17 protein-coding genes are annotated in these 18,096 nt (G+C 34.5%); 12 read left to right on the top strand and 5 right to left on the bottom strand.

What is annotated here, in order from left to right:
- Window positions 1–2: 2 nt before the first annotated feature.
- Window positions 3–329 carry a cell division protein ZapA gene (locus NL281_RS00470; protein WP_010082086.1) on the top strand — a complete coding sequence of 109 codons (327 nt, stop codon included), beginning with the start codon at window positions 3–5 and terminating at the stop codon, window positions 327–329.
- Here the strand turns inward: NL281_RS00470 and NL281_RS00475 are convergent.
- Window positions 304–582, bottom strand: coding sequence for an FAD assembly factor SdhE (locus NL281_RS00475; protein WP_006279484.1), 279 nt, complete (start codon window positions 580–582; stop codon window positions 304–306). The genes NL281_RS00470 and NL281_RS00475 overlap by 26 nt on opposite strands.
- A gap of 99 nt (window positions 583–681) precedes the next feature.
- On the opposite strand from NL281_RS00475, the gene rseP reads away from it, so the two are divergent.
- From rseP to ffh, 7 genes are all read left to right on the top strand, one after another.
- Window positions 682–1,800 carry an RIP metalloprotease RseP gene (rseP, locus tag NL281_RS00480; protein ID WP_213863231.1) on the top strand — a complete coding sequence of 373 codons (1,119 nt, stop codon included), beginning with the start codon at window positions 682–684 and terminating at the stop codon, window positions 1,798–1,800.
- An 8-nt stretch (window positions 1,801–1,808) separates the two neighbouring features.
- On the top strand, window positions 1,809–4,145 hold the full coding sequence (gene bamA / locus NL281_RS00485) for an outer membrane protein assembly factor BamA (protein WP_253303390.1): 2,337 nt from the start codon (window positions 1,809–1,811) through the stop codon (window positions 4,143–4,145).
- On the top strand, window positions 4,146–4,697 hold the full coding sequence (locus tag NL281_RS00490; RefSeq protein WP_253303391.1) for an OmpH family outer membrane protein: 552 nt from the start codon (window positions 4,146–4,148) through the stop codon (window positions 4,695–4,697). It begins immediately after the preceding gene.
- 4 nt (window positions 4,698–4,701) lie between these two features.
- Entirely contained in the window at window positions 4,702–5,133 is a 432-nt protein-coding gene (gene fabZ / locus NL281_RS00495; RefSeq protein WP_065094742.1) for a 3-hydroxyacyl-ACP dehydratase FabZ, read from the top strand.
- Window positions 5,134–5,178: 45 nt separating this feature from the next.
- Window positions 5,179–8,061 carry an FAD-dependent oxidoreductase gene (locus NL281_RS00500; protein ID WP_370273988.1) on the top strand — a complete coding sequence of 961 codons (2,883 nt, stop codon included), beginning with the start codon at window positions 5,179–5,181 and terminating at the stop codon, window positions 8,059–8,061.
- A gap of 303 nt (window positions 8,062–8,364) precedes the next feature.
- On the top strand, window positions 8,365–9,924 hold the full coding sequence (locus NL281_RS00505; protein ID WP_253303756.1) for a proton-conducting transporter transmembrane domain-containing protein: 1,560 nt from the start codon (window positions 8,365–8,367) through the stop codon (window positions 9,922–9,924).
- Window positions 9,909–11,252: a signal recognition particle protein gene (gene ffh, locus NL281_RS00510; protein ID WP_095742798.1), complete on the top strand. Its 1,344-nt coding sequence runs from the start codon at window positions 9,909–9,911 to the stop codon at window positions 11,250–11,252. The genes NL281_RS00505 and ffh overlap by 16 nt, the downstream gene beginning before the upstream one ends.
- 200 nt (window positions 11,253–11,452) lie before the next feature.
- Here the strand turns inward: ffh and NL281_RS08430 are convergent, their stop codons facing one another.
- A complete protein-coding gene (locus NL281_RS08430; protein WP_256469374.1) occupies window positions 11,453–11,575 on the bottom strand; it encodes a hypothetical protein in 123 nt (40 codons plus the stop codon).
- 933 nt (window positions 11,576–12,508) lie between these two features.
- On the opposite strand from NL281_RS08430, the gene surE reads away from it, so the two are divergent.
- Entirely contained in the window at window positions 12,509–13,261 is a 753-nt protein-coding gene (gene surE, locus NL281_RS00515) for a 5'/3'-nucleotidase SurE (protein ID WP_253303393.1), read from the top strand.
- A 20-nt stretch (window positions 13,262–13,281) separates the two neighbouring features.
- On the opposite strand, the gene hisS is transcribed toward surE, so the two are convergent.
- Both hisS and NL281_RS00525 read right to left on the bottom strand, forming a co-directional pair.
- Window positions 13,282–14,508, bottom strand: a complete 1,227-nt coding sequence (hisS, locus tag NL281_RS00520) for a histidine--tRNA ligase (protein WP_253303394.1) — start codon at window positions 14,506–14,508, stop codon at window positions 13,282–13,284.
- Window positions 14,505–15,068, bottom strand: a complete 564-nt coding sequence (locus NL281_RS00525) for a NifU family protein (RefSeq protein ID WP_253303757.1) — start codon at window positions 15,066–15,068, stop codon at window positions 14,505–14,507. The genes hisS and NL281_RS00525 overlap by 4 nt, the downstream gene beginning before the upstream one ends.
- 172 nt (window positions 15,069–15,240) lie before the next feature.
- Between NL281_RS00525 and NL281_RS00530 the strand changes: the two genes are divergently transcribed.
- Both NL281_RS00530 and NL281_RS00535 read left to right on the top strand, forming a co-directional pair.
- Complete coding sequence (locus NL281_RS00530) at window positions 15,241–15,474, top strand: J domain-containing protein (RefSeq protein WP_253303395.1); 234 nt, start codon at window positions 15,241–15,243, stop codon at window positions 15,472–15,474.
- A 344-nt stretch (window positions 15,475–15,818) separates the two neighbouring features.
- Window positions 15,819–17,048 (top strand): cytochrome b, encoded by a 1,230-nt coding sequence (locus NL281_RS00535; protein ID WP_253303396.1) that lies wholly within the window; start codon window positions 15,819–15,821, stop codon window positions 17,046–17,048.
- A gap of 7 nt (window positions 17,049–17,055) precedes the next feature.
- On the opposite strand, the gene NL281_RS00540 is transcribed toward NL281_RS00535, so the two are convergent.
- Window positions 17,056–17,259 (bottom strand): hypothetical protein, encoded by a 204-nt coding sequence (locus NL281_RS00540; protein ID WP_253303397.1) that lies wholly within the window; start codon window positions 17,257–17,259, stop codon window positions 17,056–17,058.
- A 61-nt stretch (window positions 17,260–17,320) separates the two neighbouring features.
- Here NL281_RS00540 and NL281_RS00545 point away from each other — a divergent pair, with 61 nt between their 5' ends.
- On the top strand, window positions 17,321–18,079 hold the full coding sequence (locus tag NL281_RS00545; RefSeq protein WP_253303398.1) for a cytochrome c1: 759 nt from the start codon (window positions 17,321–17,323) through the stop codon (window positions 18,077–18,079).
- Window positions 18,080–18,096: the final 17 nt, after the last annotated feature.

Consider the following 18,096-nt stretch of genomic DNA (forward strand, 5'->3'; position numbering starts at 1 on the left):
ATATGCAAGTAGTAGAAATAGTTATACGTAATAATACATATAAAATATCTTGCGAAAGTGGGAAGGGGAATCATTTATTACGCCTTGCTAATAGTTTTGACAAGTTAGTTAGTTCTGTATCTCAAAAAACTGGAGGTAAGGGTTCGGATGCATTAAATTTCTTACTTGCAGCACTAATTCTTGAGGATAAAATTTTAGAATTAACAAAGCGATTAGATGAAGTAAATCAAGAGCGCGAAAAGTATAGAAACGAGAAAAGAATAGAATATACTGAGGTACTAGATAAGGTAAATAAGATTATCACTAATCTTGAGTGCATAAAGGATTAGCTTCAATAAAGCAAGCAATTAAATTGACTATCTGACTATTCAAGCCAGGAGGGAGGTTTGTCTTACGAGTTATGTAACAATATAATTCGTAATCATCAAGATCAACTATTTTTTCGTATTCGATTAGTTCGCTTAAGGAAAATTTATCAAGATATTTCAATGCGAAATGCCCTAAAAGTATATCGGTTTCTTTGCAACCCCTATGCCAGCTTCTATATATTAATTTTCTTCTGAGTAGTGAGGTATCTGTCATTACAATTAAACTTTTTTTAATTTAAAAGTTAAACTAAATACTTGTCAAGCGAGGCGCATTTTAATATACTTAACATTTTGTTAAGATCTAAATATACAGGTGGAATTAATTTCTAATCTTATCCATCAATTTAGCGATGGAATATATTATTTTTTATCATTTTCTTTAATAATTTCTGTCATAGTATTCGTGCATGAATATGGGCATTATGTTGTTGCCAAAGCATGCAAAGTTAAAGTTGAATCTTTTTCCATAGGTTTTGGTCCTGAAATTTTTGGTTTTAACGATAAGTCTGGAACTAGATGGAAATTAAGCGTTGTTCCATTGGGTGGTTATGTTAAAATGCTAGGAGATACTAATGCAGCGAGTGTCCCAGCTGATCAACAAGAATTAACGGAAGAAGAAAAATTGTATTCATTTCATACAAAACCGCGTCATAAAAAAGCAGCAGTAGTTTTTGCAGGGCCTTTTGCAAACATGGTATTTGCTGTTATAGCTTTTACAATATTTTTTAGCATAGCAGGTTATTATCGCACTCCACCGGTGATTGAAAATGTAATCGAAGGTAGTGCAGCTAAGCAAGCTGGTTTGTTGCCAGGTGACACTATTACACAAATCAATGAGCATAAAATAAAATACTTTGAAGATATTTCACGTGTGATAATGTCGAATCCTAAAACAAGAATGGAGATTGAGTATAGCAGAAATAATGAGAAGCACAGGACCAGTTTAACTCCATTAATAATCAAGGACAAAGACGTTTTTGGCAACACAATAGAAAGAGAAACTATAGGGATTATTTCAGTCAATACATTAAAGCAGTCGTCTTTTCTTGGGGCTGTGAGCTTATCAGTAAGTGAAACTTACCACACTATGTGCTTAACGATCAAAGCTCTCTTTCACATTATTGTTGGTAAAAGGAGTATCAATGAAATAGGTGGGCCAATAAAAATCGCAAAGTATTCAGGGCAATCAGCTAAAAAGGGGGTCGTTATGGTTGTGTATTTCATGGCAATTATTTCAGCTAATTTAGCTGCAATTAACTTGCTGCCAATACCACTGCTAGATGGTGGGCATTTATTTCATTATATCATAGAAGCGGTTATACGTAGGGATTTAAGCTTGAAATGTCAAAAATATGCAGCTATTTTTGGTGCTTTAGTGTTGTTTTTGCTTATGGCAACTGGAATGTCAAATGATATTAGGGATCTTTTTTGAAATAAAATATGAAAAAGCTATTTTATATACTGGTAGTGGTTTTTATTTCTTTTCCTGCCCTGCTTGTTGCTTTAGGAACTGCGGAAAAAGTGCAGGTGAAAGATGTCAAATGTATTGGTAATGAGAGGGTAAGCAACCAGACAATAGGGTTCTATATAAAACTAAAATCTGGTGATTATATAAACGACGATGATATAGACTCAATTATAAAAGATCTATATAAAACAAAGTTATTTGCTAGTGTTAATGCTTACATAGATGATAAAAAAAATTTAGTAATAAAAATTCAAGAAAATCCACTGATTAACAAGGTAGTGTTAAAAGGCAATAAGTTATTTAACAGCAAAGAGCTGCTAAGTAATGTGATTCAATCAAAGTCGCTAACTATTTTAACTGAAACAAAATTGCAAAACGATTTAGTGAATTTAGTCACTACTTATAGAAATAACGGTAAGATTGGTGTTAAAATTGAATATGACCTGAATAAGCTTGATGGCAATAGGGTCAATCTAATTTTTAAAATAAAAGAAGGCAAAACCTCTAAAATTAAGGATATAAGATTTATAGGCAATAAAAACTTTTCTGAAAATGAGCTAGAGCAAGTTATCAAAAGACATAGTAATGACATATTTAGTAAGTTATTTAGAGCTATTTTTAAAGGCGGAAATCATTATTCACCGCAATATCTATTGATTAACACAGAATTGCTCGATCATTTTTATTCATCTAAAGGATATATTCAAAATAATATTCAACCAATTGTTGAGGTTGATAATAACAATCAAACAGAGTTAACTTTTTTGATTGACGAAGGACAGCAGTATTTATTTGGAAATAATGAGGTTAATATTGAAACTGAAATTCAGGATTTGAGCCTAAAAGAAGAAATATTGGATTTTATAACAGAGGAAAACGATAAGATATTTAATAGAGTTAAAATTAATAATACAGTAGAAAAAATAAACAAATATTTAAATGAGAAAGGATATATATTTGCAAAAGTTAATCCAGAGTATGCACAACGTGACAATGTTGTAGATGTAACCTACAGAGTGCTGCCGGGTAAAAAGATTTATATAAATCAAATTACAATTGATGGTAACGATCGCACTTTAGATAAAGTGATCAGAAGTAAGCTAAGTGTAGCAGAAGGTGATGCGTACAATATATCTGAGATTCAAAAGTCACGTAAAAAACTAATGAGTAGTGATTTTTTTGAAACAGTGAAAGTAAATAGTTATGCAGTTAATGATAATGCAGTAAATCTTGACTTAAGTGTTAAAGAAAAAAACACTACTTCGTTGTATTTGGGAGGAGGTGTGTCTCTTCCTGGTGGAGCATTGATTAAAATTGACCTCAAAGACCGTAATTTATTTGGTACTGGAAAAGAGCTCTCTTTTGCTCTTGAAAAAAGTCAATACGTATTTTCTACTGATTTAGAGTTTGTTGAAAATAATTTTAACGATTCTGATACGTCACTAGGCATGGGTGTATTTTATGAAAAACAAGATAAACCAAACACTACTTTTGATAGTTGCGATATGGGATTTTTTACAAAGTTATCATATAAAGTCACAGAGAACTTAACTAATTCCCTTCGCTATTCTTATAAGTATAATCATATACACATGGATAATAAGGGTGGACAAGACACCGATATCTCTGAAATAATACTGGACCGAAAAGGTAAACATCAGATTTCATCAGTGGGATACACGTTGGCATATAATAAACTGGATAATCTATATGCTCCAAAAGAAGGGTATTTACTGCGCTTAAGTCAGGATATTTCAGGATTGGGAGGAAACGTGAATTTCCTAAAATCTGAATTCTTATCTTTTTATACGCACCCTATATTAAGCAAAATTGACGATGATATAACGCTACGCTTTAAGATGGCGGCAGGTCATATTTTTTCTTATACTGATGAAAATCTAAACATTGGCCAGCACTTTTTTAAAGGGGGTAATGAGATTAGAGGGTTTGACCTTTCCGGTATTGGACCAAGAGCAGAAGACAAAAATAAAAGCTCATTAGGAGGCAAAACTTATTTTAATCTAACACAGCAAGTGGATTTTCCTCTACCAAAACTATATGACTATGCTGGTATCAAAGGCTCACTATTTGTTGACTATGCGACACTTTTTGGCTTAGATGATAAAAATAAGAAGTATGAAGGGAAATACTATGATAGCAAGCTTGTGAGAGTGTCACCAGGTTTTGGCTTTTCAATGCTTTCTCCTTTTGGTAGACTTAGATTGGATTTCGGGTTTCCTTTAGTAAAGGAATCTTATGATATAATACCATCACCAAATGTTAAATTTTCTATTGAAGCGGGGATTTGAATGAAATATATACAGTTATTTATATCAGTTATTGCCTTAATTATTTCCTTATTTGTGGGGTATAAGTTTGTAGGATATCAACCTCAGAACACAAAGGCTGCCATTATTGATAGTGATAAAGTTATCAATGAATCTCTTGCTCTGCAAAACATACAACAACAAATAAAGGAGCAGAATTCTAGATTACAACAAGAATTTGAAAGTGAGTTAGAAAAACTTAAGCCATCAAAAGAAGAATTTGAACTTTTGTCAGAAGAAGCAAAAAAAGAAAAGACAGAACAGTTTAATAAGCATACTGTAAATACTAGAGATAATTACGCTAAAAAAATGTTACATTTAGAAGAAAGCTATAGAGAAGCAGTAGAGAGTGTCTTTAATAAAATAAAAGAAGTTGCTAAAAGAACGGCAGAAAAAAACAACATAGATTTGGTACTATTTATTTCAAAAAAGAACCAAGTTTTATACTCTATGGACGAAGTTGATTTATCAGATGTGGTACTAAAAAATGTAAACAAGGAAGTACCTGAATTTGCTTTACAAAGCATTGAGTAGGCTTATGCAATTTAATATCAGTGATATTATAAAAATATTACCACATTCTTATCCGTTTCTCTTAGTAGATAGAGTTATAGAGTGTGATCCTGGTAAAAGTATAAAAGCAATCAAAAATGTGACTTTCAATGAGCCATTTTTTATTGGCCACTTCCCTGGTCATCCAATAATGCCAGGAGTCTTGATAATTGAATCTCTAGCTCAGGCATCTGCTATATGTGTTCTAGGTAAAGAAACAATAGAAAATAAAGTTGTTTACTTGAGATCCATTGAAAATGCAAAATTCAGAAAGCTAGTTACTCCAGGGGACACATTGATTCTTCAAGCTAACATTCAAAGTGTGTGTTTAGGTGTACACAAATTTAGGTGTATTGCATCTGTTAGCGAAGAAAAAGTTGCAGAAGCAACAATCTCAGCAGTATTGCAAAATAAATAAAATCTTCATCTGTAAGAAACAGCATGTACACTGTATAGTATAGCAATGAAGCTGAATTTCAACATCTCATTTTCTAATCTATATACTCGCAATGGATTAATAAAATTAGATGAGACATTTTTGAATTATATCAAATCATGTGATGAGAGCTTGTTTTGTTCATTAATTGAAGCAAGAGAAAAAGCAGCTTCTTCTTCGATGTCATCCCAGTGTCACCTCCCATCATCCCAGTGTCACCCCCCGTCATCCCAGTGCTTGACACTGGGATCTAGAAAACAAGAAGGACGGTCAGCTACTTGGATGACAGATAGTCAGTTAATAGTAGACCTCTCATATTTACTTGATGAATTTATTGCAAAACTTTTCAATGTTGAAAAAGAAATAGAGGAGCTAAAGAAAAAGCACAACGACTTTGCTGTAATATATAAGTGCAAAAGATTATTTGTCCAACGCTATGCATTGAAGAAATACACTAATGTGGCGAATATAGATATTACTAACAAACTAAGTCATTTTCTCACTTTGCCAACAACAGAAAAAAATTTTGCTGAGCAGGTGATGCATTGGTTTGAAGATAAAGAAAATCACAAAGAAGAAATAGAACTTGCAGCACAATATGCAGTGTGGAGAGTAAAAAATAAACAGAGTATATTATTCAGTATTCATAAAAAAATCGACCACGAAAACCTCATACCATTTTCTAAAAAAGAAGTGGACAAAGTTGAAGTGCTGTATTCAAATGAAGTAAAAAGACGATACGGTTTTGATCTAACAAGCAAAAAGGTGAGTTTGAATAAAGCACTAGATAATGCTCACTACTGCATATTTTGTCATAAGCAAAGTAAGGACAGCTGCTCAAAGGGGCTAATTAATAACGACAATACTTTTAAACAATCTCCACTAAAAGTTGAACTGCACGGCTGCCCACTAGAGCAGAAAATATCAGAAATGAATCTGGTGAAAAGCGAAGGGTACAGCATAGCAAGTCTTGCAATTGTGATGATAGATAACCCATTATGTGCAGCCACTGGGCACAGAATATGCAATGACTGCATGAATTCGTGCATATATCAAAAACAAGAACCCGTAAATGTGCCAGCAATTGAAACAAGGATTCTGGATGATGTGCTCAGTTTACCGTACGGATTTGAAATATATTCTCTGCTCAGCCGTTGGAATCCTTTAAATTTTCAGCGTTCATTGCCAAGAGAAAACACCGGAAAAAACGTTCTAGTTGTAGGCCTTGGTCCTGCTGGTTTTAATTTAGCTCATCATTTGTTGAATGATGGGCATAACGTTATCACCATTGATGGACTAAAGATTGAACCTTTGATCGATAATTTCCAGCTAATTAAAGATTTCAAACACGAAAAATTGAGTGAACGCACGGCAGGAGGGTTTGGTGGGGTGGCAGAATATGGTATTACTTCTCGGTGGGATAAGAATTACTTAAAGATTATTAGATTACTGCTGGAAAGACGTGAGCATTTCGCACTTTATGGAGGCATTCGTTTTGGTGGCACGATTAATGTTGATGACGCGTTCAACTCGGGTTTTGATCACATCGCCCTAGCACTTGGCTCTGGTAAGCCACGAATGATCAAAATAAAAAACATACTAGCTCGTGGAGTACGCATGGCATCTGATTTTCTGATGTCGTTACAACTGACTGGCGCTCTTAAATTTGATTCTATAGCAAATCTGCAAGTTCGTATGCCGATAGTTGTCATAGGGGCGGGGCTTACTGCGATTGACACTGCCACTGAAGCTTTAGCGTATTATCCAATTCAAGTAGAAAAATTTCTTCTTCGTTATGAGATATTAGTTGATAAGTATGGAAAGGACTGTGTTGAAAAAGATTGGACAGAAGAAGAGCGCGAAATTGCGAATGAGTTTATATCGCACGCACAATTGATCCGAGAAAAGCAAAAGTTAGCAAAAAAAGAGAATAGAGAAATAAAAATATTAGAGTTAATGCAGAGCCTCGGGGGAGTGAAAGTTATATATAGAAAAGAGCTAAAAGATTCACCAAGTTATCGATTAAATAGCGAAGAGGTGCAAAACGCATTATCAGAAGGGATTTACTTTATTGAAAACTTAGAGCCAGTTGAAGTTGTGACGGATAAATATAACCATGCTGAATTAATAAAACTGATAGACACAAAATCCGGCGAAATCAAACGTATAAAAGCACGTTCTATTTTTATAGCAGCAGGTACTGAGCCAAATACAGTTATTGCAACAGAAGATAAAAAGCATTTTAAATTAAGTAATGGGTATTTTACTCATTTGAATTCATCAGGAAAAGAAATAGACCCAATATTTTCTCCTAAAATGCAAAATAAAGATAGAATATTAGTGTATAAGCAAGGCAATAAAACAATCAGCTTTTTTGGTGATCTTCACCCTTCGTATAGTGGCAGCGTCGTGAAAGCTATGGCAAGTGCTAAAAACGGCTACCCTATTATTTCTCAGCTTTTGAGTGGAGTTAATAGCTTCGTTTCTGTCATTCCAGTGTGTGATGTTGTGGGCCAGAAAAAAAATGCGTGGTCAAGCATTGAAGATCTGGCTAATAAAGAATTCTTCAATAGAATCAAAGAGCAATTCACTGCAAAAGTCATAAAAGTTCAATATTTAACAGATAAAGTGATAGAAATAGTGATTAAAGCACCACTTGCGGCAAAGAATTTTAAGCCTGGGCAATTCTTTAGATTGCAAAATTTTGAAACCAATGGCAGAAAAGCCAATAATACAAACCTTGCTATGGAAGGTATAGCCGTAACCGGCACTGAAGTAGACAAAAAAAAAGGAATTATTTCCACTATTGTGCTGGAAATCGGCGGCTCCACTAATTTATGCAGACACTTAAGAGAAGGCGAGCAAATAATTCTTATGGGCCCAACTGGCAGACCTACTGAGGTTTACTAAGTCTCAATATTAAAGTGATGCCAAATTTTATTTCAAAAAGTAAATAATTTACTAACGCTCGTGCACAAATTAAAAATAAATTATGCACGAGTGTAGCGTTATGAATTAGGAGTGCTATATTAAAGCTTACCTCACTATTAAAGCTATCGGTCAGATTAGATTAAAAACCTAATCTGACCGGTTTCTCTATAACCCTCTAAACTCTGATATAATTATATGATAATTAGTTTAATTAGTGGTTAATATGCAAATTGATTTTATTCATATATTGAGATAGCATAAACCATATTGGTTTTAATTATTGTGCAACTTTATAAATCGTCACTGTTACTTCTACTGACTGTATTAATAGTTATAGTCCTAAAATTACCTGAAAATTTGAGCATTGCAGTAAATTGGTCTCTCCCAATTCTAGATTTTGATTTATCTTTTCGTACCATACTAATATCTTTTTTATCAGTTGCATTTTTAGCTGTTCTACCAGCACAAAATTTGACTTTTTCAGAGATGCTATCTTTTGCTGCTTACACTATTAGTTCACTTTATGCAGTTTTATCTGAACATATGATATTGGTTATAATATTCTGTGAATTAATGACCATCAGTGCATTTTTTATTATCGCAGCTAGCTGTAGAGATAGTGGACCTGCAATAAGGTACGCTTGTGTACACTTTTTCGTTGGAGTTATATTAATAGCAGGATTGGCACTTCAAAGCACTAACCTGATAATTTTGGGTTTATTGATAAACTGCGCTTGTTTTCCTTTTTCATTTTGGGTTGTTGATGCATATCCTGCTGCATCGCTACATGGCACCACATATCTCTCTTTATTTACCACTAAAGTCTCTTTTTTAGTGATGCTTTTACACACTTATAACCTATGGCAAGATTGTACTGAAATATTAGCGCTTGTAGGCACCATCACTGCAATTTACAGCATTATATTTGCTTCTCTTGAGCAAAATATTCGCAGATTTTTATGCTATAACGTTGTAGGACAAATGGGCTTGCTGATTATTGCAGGAAGTTTGCTCAGTCCTTCGGAAAAAGCAATACCAATTTTGATACTGCATATAATCTTCTCTCTTGTTTATCAATCATTATTGTTTGTGGTCAGTAATTCGATTATTTCACAAACAAAAACAATTAGTTTTAATGGAGTGGGTAAACTGATGTCAGTGGAAGGCATGTGTGCTATAATCGCAATACTTACAATGGCTGCATTTCCTGGAACCGTTGGATTTATCAGTAAATCATATATCACAGCTGAAATTGAAATGAACACTGTTGCCTTAAAAGGGTATAAAAATTTATATAAGCTTCTAAATTTGCTGCTTCATTTAAGCGTGGGGCTAAAGTTTCTTTATTACTTATTTATTGCAAAAAGTAAGTCAAAACCTTTAGCAGAGAGAGGAGGCAAAATGACTATGATTATTTTAGCATTTATATGCGTAATCGCTGGCAATCCTTACTTACCTATTTACAATAAGCCTTCAATTTTTAATCTTGCGTACAACACAAAAAATATTTGGTCGCAATTTAATTTATTACTATGTACCACTTTATTGTTTATTCCTTTACGCAAGTTATTTTACCCGAGAGTAAATTTTAAAATGGATGTTGATTGGATTTTTAGAGCTTTCATACCCTATATTATCTTGCTGTTCAATCAGTTAGTCTCTAAAACTAGAGAAATGTTTGCCAGCGTAGTACAAAACTTGACTAATCCACTTGTTGGTTTATACTTCAATAATATTACTAAACTTAAAGAAGTGCTGAGTTATAACTCAGTGAGTTTTGTTTCAGCTTCTTCTCTCTTTTTAATGAGTATTCTACTAATGCTATTATGTTTAAATCGTTAACTGAAAGTTTAAATTCTGTATTTAGTAAACTGAGAGGAAAGTCAATCATTTCTGAAGATGATTTTAATCTTGCCATGCGTGAAATACGCATAGCCTTAATTGAAGCTGACGTTTCACTTGAAGTTGCAAAAAAATTCATCAACGACATTAAAGATAAAGTGATTGGGGAAAAAGTCATAAAAAGTGTTTCTCCAGCACAAATGATAATTAAAATTGTACAGGATAATTTAGTTGCAGTTCTCGGATCAGAGAAAAGTGACTTAAATCTAGCAGTTAAACCCCCTGCTGTGATTATGATGGTGGGCTTACAAGGTGCAGGTAAAACAACTACCTCAGGAAAGCTTGCTTTAAAACTAAAAAAGCAAAAGAAAAAAGTGATGCTTGCCTCTTTAGACATTTATAGGCCTGCTGCCCAGAAACAACTTGAAGTGCTAGGTAAACAAATAGATGTGCAAACTTTACCTGTAGTAATAGATGAGAAGCCCATTACAATTACAAAAAGGGCAATAGCAATAGCAAAGAACGATAATTATGATGTATTAATACTAGACACTGCAGGCAGGCTTCATATTGACAATAATATGATGAATGAGTTGAAAGCCGTAAAGGAAATAGCTTCACCTGCAGAAGTTATTTTAGTAGCCGACGCAATGATAGGCCAGGATGCGGTCAACATTGCCAAATCATTCAATGAGGTAATAGGTGTAACCGGCATTATTCTCACCCGTGTTGATGGTGATGCACGTGGTGGTGCTGCTCTTTCTATGAAAATGATCGCCGATTGTCCAATTAAATTTATTGCTTGTGGTGAAAAATTAAGTGACCTCGATGATTTTTATCCCGATAGAATTGCAAAAAGGATACTTAGCATGGGTGATGTTGTATCATTGGTTGAAAAAGCTGCTGAGATTGTTGGTCAGGAAGAAATTGATAAGTTACAAAAGAAAGTGAAAAAAGGTAAATTCGACCTAAACGACCTAGTGGGAATGTTAAAAACTCTGAGTAAAATGGATGGCATTAGCAACATAATGAAATTCATTCCTAGTTCATTTACAAAAAAGCTAAGTAGCAGTGTACCAGATGACAATAAAGTGAAAAAATATATAGCCATCATAAACTCAATGACTGAAAAAGAAAGGCAAAATCCAGATATTTTAAATGGCAAAAGAAGACTTAGAATTTCTAAGGGGTCCGGAACAACTGTAACTGACATTAATCTTCTAATTAAGCAGTATAATCAAATGAGCTCTATGGTAAATAAGTTCAGTAAAGTTGACCATAGTAAACTCAAAGAATCTGATTTGATGGATATGCTAAGCAGAAAGTAAGTGACCTTACCTTTAGCTATATCAAAAGCCGGCTTAGGTCTCGCAAAAAAATTTACAGCTTCTTGCTAGCCAAGAAATTTATTATTAATTTTAAGAAATACTATAGCTGACCCAAGCAACACGTCATACCGCAATTCATTTCATAACTGTACGAACATTGTAGTGTGGGCCACCAGTGGGGTGTCATCCGAGTAGCTTGACTACTTGGATCCAGAAAAAAGAATGGTGTCATGCAAGTAGCCTCCTTCTCCTGTCATCCCAGCGCCCAGAGGTGTCATCCGAGTAGCTTGACTACTTGGATCCAGGAAAAAGAATGGTGTCATGCAAGTAGCTGACACTGGTCTCCATCCAAAAGGGTGTCATCCGAGTAGCTTGACTACTTGGATCCAGGAAACTTAATTGCAAGTAATGCATTGGGTTTGGTGAGTATGGGTTTTGCGTTATAGAATGAAGCACTTTTTGTGAATTTGTAAAGAAAACTGGATCCAAGTAGTCAGGGCACTGGGATGACATCATCCTTTTTTTTGGATTCCAGACTGGAATGACAGCAGTCCTACGTCATACCGCGATTCATTCGCGGTATCTCTAGATCCCGCTAACAAGCAGCGGGATGACGGTTGTCGTTTAGCTACAAACATTAAGAAATTTACCAAATAAAAAAAAAGGCAAAAGAAGCCCCGTGGTGGTTGGCTATTTACCATGTACTAAAATACCGGCGTTTTTTTTATTCTAAAACGCTTGATTAAGAGCGATTTAGCTGCTTTTAACTTGCAACTAACCTACACCGCAAGTGTTTAAGAAATTTACTAAGCAGGAAAAAAGGCAAAGAAACCCCGTAGTAGCTAGCATTCAAATTCTCCCTTGTCAATTTGACGTTTTTTGCTGTCTTAAACGCTTTGTAAGCGCGTTTCGGCTTATATAGGTAAAAACCCAGAAATTTTTAAAGACATGCGATGCACGTAGTGCGAAAAATTAAACATGAGACGCCAAATACCCTAAGTTTTTTGTCATTAACCTGCACAGATTGCGAAGATAAATAAATAGCTTCAGTTTCATGATAAGGGGGCTGGCGGAGTTTGTCAAGTAAGTTTTTTCGTTTCTATTGTAATGACAGTTATGGCCTGTGCAAGAAATCTATTGATTTACAGCAGGTTCTTTGTTACAGTCCACAGTTATGCAAAGAAACTTAAAGCCTCATGAGTTTATTTACAGCCAGTGGTTTACATAATTTGGAACTGTATAGCTGAGTATTGTATATGATAATATTGATAACAAACGATGATGGCTTTGGAAGTGAAGGAATAAAATTACTCAAAGAGGTTGCACGGAATTTTGCGTCAGAAATATGGATAGTGGCACCAGATACTGATAGAAGCGGAGCTGCAAGATCTCTTGATTATCCAGTGAAACAATCTATTGGAATAAAACAACATAGTGAAAGGGAATTTAGTGTGTCTGGTGCTCCTGCAGATTGTGTCATTATTGCGCTAAATAAAGTTATGAATAAAAAACCAGACTTAATATTGTCCGGAGTAAATATTGGATCAAATGTCGGGGACGATATTTGTTATTCAGGAACAATTGGTGCTGTAATGGAAGGTGCTGCAAGGTCTATACCTTCTATTGCGCTGAGCCAAGTTTATCATGATAAAATAGACTGGCACAATACAAAGGTTTTTGCACCAAAGGTTATTGCCAAGCTAGTTAAGGTTGGTTGGCCTAAAAACATAGTGATGAGTGTAAATTTTCCTGCTACGGAAAAAGTAAAAGGAGTAGAATTTGCTGAACAAGGTGAATATAACATTGATGGGGATTTAACTTTTACTGAAAATTCGAATGGCTCTTTTAGCTTAAATTGGTCTCGAGAGCACTCAGGCAGTGGTAGTATAAATAAAATAAAAGAAGGATTTATTACTATTACACCGGTAAAATTAGATTTTACAGATTATGATACATTGAATACTATGAAAAATTCTTGTGCAGACGAATTTTCTTCTATAGCTGACTGAGAAAAACATTTGCATTGCTCCTAATAGATATTTTCTATTGTGTTATCGCGAGCAATTATTTTTTCTTCACCTGTATCCATGTTTTTAATCTTTAAAGTTTTACTACTCAATTCTTCATCGCCAAAGATTAAAGCAGCTTTAGCATTTGCTTGATTTGCTTTTTTCATTCGGGTTCTGAGCGTTCCGCTATATTCATAGATTACATATAAACCATTTCTGCGCAATTCATTTGCAAGTGTTAAAGCATGTTTTTCAGCCTCTCTACCAATTGGAATTAGGTAAATAGGTCGCTCTTCTTTCGGAGAATAATTGATTAACTCCATTATGCGTTCAATACCTCCTGCAAATCCTATCGCTGGAGTGTGTTTTCCACCCACTGAAGATACTAGATTATCGTATCTTCCACCGGCAAAAACTGCCCCTTGTGCACCTAAATCCTCTGTAACAAATTCAAACACTGTGTGGCAATAATAATCCAAACCTCGAACTAGTTTATTGTTTACGGTATAAGGTATATCAAGAATTGTTAATCCATTTAGTATTTGTTCAAAGAAATCTGAGGACTCTTTCGTATAATAATTGCTGATTTTAGGCGCATCAGAAATTATTGATTTATCTTTCTCATCCTTGGAATCCAGTATTCTGAGTGGATTTTTGATCAACCTATTTTTGCTATCTTCTGATAGATCGTTTTGATACTTTGTAAAGTATAAGATCAAAGCTTCCCTATATTTAGTGATTGTTTCACCATCACCTAAAGAGTTGATTTCCAGCTTTACATTTTTATTGATGCCAAATTCAGTTAGTAAGTGCTGAGCGAGTGATATCAATTCAATATCAGCTTTTGTATCTTCTATACCAAAAACCTCAAAATTTATCTGATGAAATTGCCTTTGTCTTCCCTTTTGCGGTCTTTCGTAACGAAATGCAGGCCCTGTTGAAAATAATTTTATCGGCGTTTGCAGTTTTTTTTCAATGAGTAGCCTGACAATCGCTGCAGTGAACTCAGGACGTAAAGTTATGCTCTTTCCCCCTTTATCATTGAAGCTATACATCTCTTTAATGATGATATCTGAGCTATCACCTAAGGTTTTTGTAAAAACCTCCGTGTACTCAAATATTGGAGTTTGGGCGGGCAAAAAGCCGTATAGACTTGAGATTCTATTTGCTGTTTGCTGAATGTATTTAAACTTATACCACTCATCAAATAGAAGGTCTTTCGTTCCTCTAACTGTTTGATTAGTCATAGTGTGGTCTCTATACCTGCAACCTCTGGTATGTGGTAGCTCAGCATATTCTGCACTCCTTGCTTAAGAGTAATTGCAGCACTTGGGCATCCAGAGCAAGCTCCTTGTAATTCAACATAAACTATCCCGTCTTTATAGCCACGAAATTTGATATCGCCACCATCTTGAGCAACTGCAGGTTTGATATAACTTTCCATCAATTCTTTTATTCTATTTACAATTTCTATATCACTTTCATCAAAAAATTCCTTATCTGGATCATTCACTCCTTCTTTATCTAGTGCTTTTCCACCTGAAGTAAAGTGATCCATAATTGTAGTTAAAATTTCCACTTTTAATATATCCCAATTAATCCCACCAGATTTTGTCACTGAAATAAAATCATGACCAAAAAATACTCTCACTACATGTTCTGTTTGAAAAAGATTTGCTGCTAACTTGGAGTTTTTTATTTCATCTGCATTTGAAAAATCAGCCGTTTCTCCCTCGTTTAGAATTGCAAATCCAGGGAGAAATGTCAGTGTGTTTGGATTAGGTGTTTCTTCAATCTGAATGAACATGTTATTTACCATGACGATTATAATTGTTACTATTTAATCATAAAATGATAAAAAAATATACATGTCATTCATCTTTTTCCTTTTTTTGATATTCATAGTAGTGACATTTGTCTTGCCTAGCGTTGTTGTATTTTTTCTTTTCCTGACAAAAAAAAATAACATAAGTTTCATGATGAACTCTATATTGAGTAAGTTTTTGAACGAATTTAATAGCAGTAGAAGTTGTACTGAAAATTACACTGGTGACAACATGTCCAAAGATGAAGCATTAAAGATACTGGGGCTGAATCCTGAGGCAAGTCAAAATGAAATCAATAAAGCATATCAAAATTTAATGAAATTAGTTCACCCAGATAAGGGACTTACTATTACCCACAAATATAAATGTTTGTTGCATAGCTCTTAATGGCATAACTTTTGCTTGAAATAACTGTTTATATGGTGCAATTTACAGCTTTTAGTTGCTAAAATTATAACTCTTAGTTTAATAATTTTAATCTAATAAGCTTTCAGGTTAATAAAATTAAATTATTTGAGTAAATACAATACTATGTTTTTATTTGTGGGTAATAGTAAGGATAAGGGAGGCTCGGAATATTTTGCACAAAAGTTAAATGCAGCACGTGATAAGTTGCTGAAGAGGTGATTAATATTGCTTTAAAGTTTTTATTTGTGTGTAAAGGATAAGTTGCTACAATAAAAAAATAAGATAAAAGTAGCAATGGACATGTGTTCAGAAAGGTTTAAGTTATGCAGGAAGATAACAAGAAAGAAACAATAAAAGAAGAAAAAGGCATATTAGGATGGATAGAATATAGATTGCCTATATTTTCTTTTCTAAAACACACCGCTTCTTATCAAGTGCCAAAAAACTTAAATTATGCTTGGAACTTTGGCTCTTTGGCTGGTATAGCGCTAATTTTACAAATAATAACAGGTATATTTCTTGCTATGCACTACACTCCGCATGTTGATTATGCGTTTAATAGTGTAGAGCGCATAATGCGGGATGTGAATTACGGGTGGTTAATACGCTACACTCATGCTGTTGGAGCATCACTTTTCTTTATGGTAGTTTATATTCATATAATGCGTGGATTATATTACGGATCTTACAAGAGGCCACGAGAGATGGTGTGGTTTGTTGGTATATTTATATTTTTTGCAATGATGGCAACTGCCTTTATGGGATATGTATTGCCTTGGGGACAAATGAGTTTCTGGGGTGCAACAGTTATAACCAACTTATTTTCTGCTATACCTTTAGTTGGCAATAAAATAGTTATATGGTTATGGGGTGGTTTTTCCGTTGATAATCCAACACTTAACCGTTTTTTCGCTCTGCATTATCTTCTGCCTTTTGTTATTATTGCTTTAGCTATGCTTCATGTGATAGCTCTGCATAGGTTTGGCTCTGGTAACCCAAGTGGAGTGGAGGTAAAATCAGATAAGGATACCATTCCTCTCTATCCTTATTATATAGTCAAGGATTGCATAACTTTTGGTCTGTTTTTTGTAGTTTTGTTCGCATTTGTTTTCTATGCTCCTAATTATCTTGGACATCCAGACAATTATATAGAAGCTGACTCTATGGTAACTCCGGTACACATAGTGCCAGAGTGGTATTTTTTACCTTTTTATGCAATGCTACGTTCAATTCCAGATAAACTTACTGGTGTGCTTACCATGTTTGCGTCTATTTTAGTGTGGTTTTTGTTACCTTGGCTTGATAGATCAAAAGTTAAAAGTGGTGCTTATCGTCCGGTGTTTAAGAAATTTTTTTGGGTTTTTGCAATAAATTTTGCACTTCTTGCCTGGCTTGGGGGACAAGAGGTAAAAGAGCCTTACATCACTATGAGTAGGCTATCTACTCTTTACTACTTTGCATACTTTGTGATGATTTTACCACTGCTTAGTAAGTATGAAAAGCCAAAAGAACCACCAAAAACCTTAAGTGATTCTGTGCCGGAGATGAGGTGATGTCAACTCAAAGCAGATCTCTTACAAAATTCTCTGTCATCCCAGAACTCTCTTCTTTCACCCCAGAGCCCTCTTCTGTCATTCCAGAACTCTCTTCTGTCATCCCAGCACCCTCTTCTGTCATCCCAGTGCTTGACACTGGGATCCAGAAAAAAAATAAATGGATTCCAGCATCATGTACACAACTGTACGAACGTTGTATACAACACACAGTGTCATTCCACTATCTTCCGTTGTCATCAATTCGAAATTTACTAAAACAGTGGTTACGCATGGGATCTAATGTATTTGCAATCTTCTGCATGTTATTTCTATCTAGTCTTATATCTGCAGAAGAATTTAAATCATCACCAAATAAGAAAATAGACTGGAAATTTGATGGAATTGTCGGATCTTTCGATAGAGAGTCAATTCAGCGTGGCTATAAAGTGTATAAAGAAGTCTGTGCTGCTTGTCATTCAATGAATAGGGTAGCATTTCGTAATTTGCAAAATGTTGGTTTTTCTGAAGAAGATGTAAAACAGATTGCAGCTTCTTATCAAGTTAAAGATGGCCCAAATGATTTGGGTGAAATGTTCGATAGACCTGGAATACCTTCGGATTATTTTATTGCACCTTTTGATACAAAAGAAGCAGCTGCAGCAAGCAACAATGGTGCAGTCCCACCAGACTTATCATTAATTATTAAAGCAAGGCATGATGGTGCAAATTATGTCTATTCATTGTTAACAGGCTATCAAAACGGCGAACACGATGAAAATGATTTATATTTTAATTCGTATTTTCCAACAGGCAGATTAGCTATGGCGCCACCACTTTCTGAAGGAATGGTGGAATATGATGGTGCAAGGCAAGCCACAGTTGAAAATATGGCGTATGATGTGATAAATTTTTTACAATGGGCAGCAGAGCCAGAATTAGAGCGCCGGCATAAACTTGGATTAAAAGTAGTGGCGTATTTTATAATTTTAACAGTGTTTTTTGTATTAACTAACAACAAAGTTTGGAGCAAGCTCTATAAAAAGAAGTGATAGTCAATTTTGCCTCA

Origin of the sequence: Wolbachia endosymbiont of Phyllotreta cruciferae (assembly GCF_918697765.1) — a bacterium.
Classification (GTDB): Bacteria; Pseudomonadota; Alphaproteobacteria; order Rickettsiales; family Anaplasmataceae; genus Wolbachia; species Wolbachia pipientis.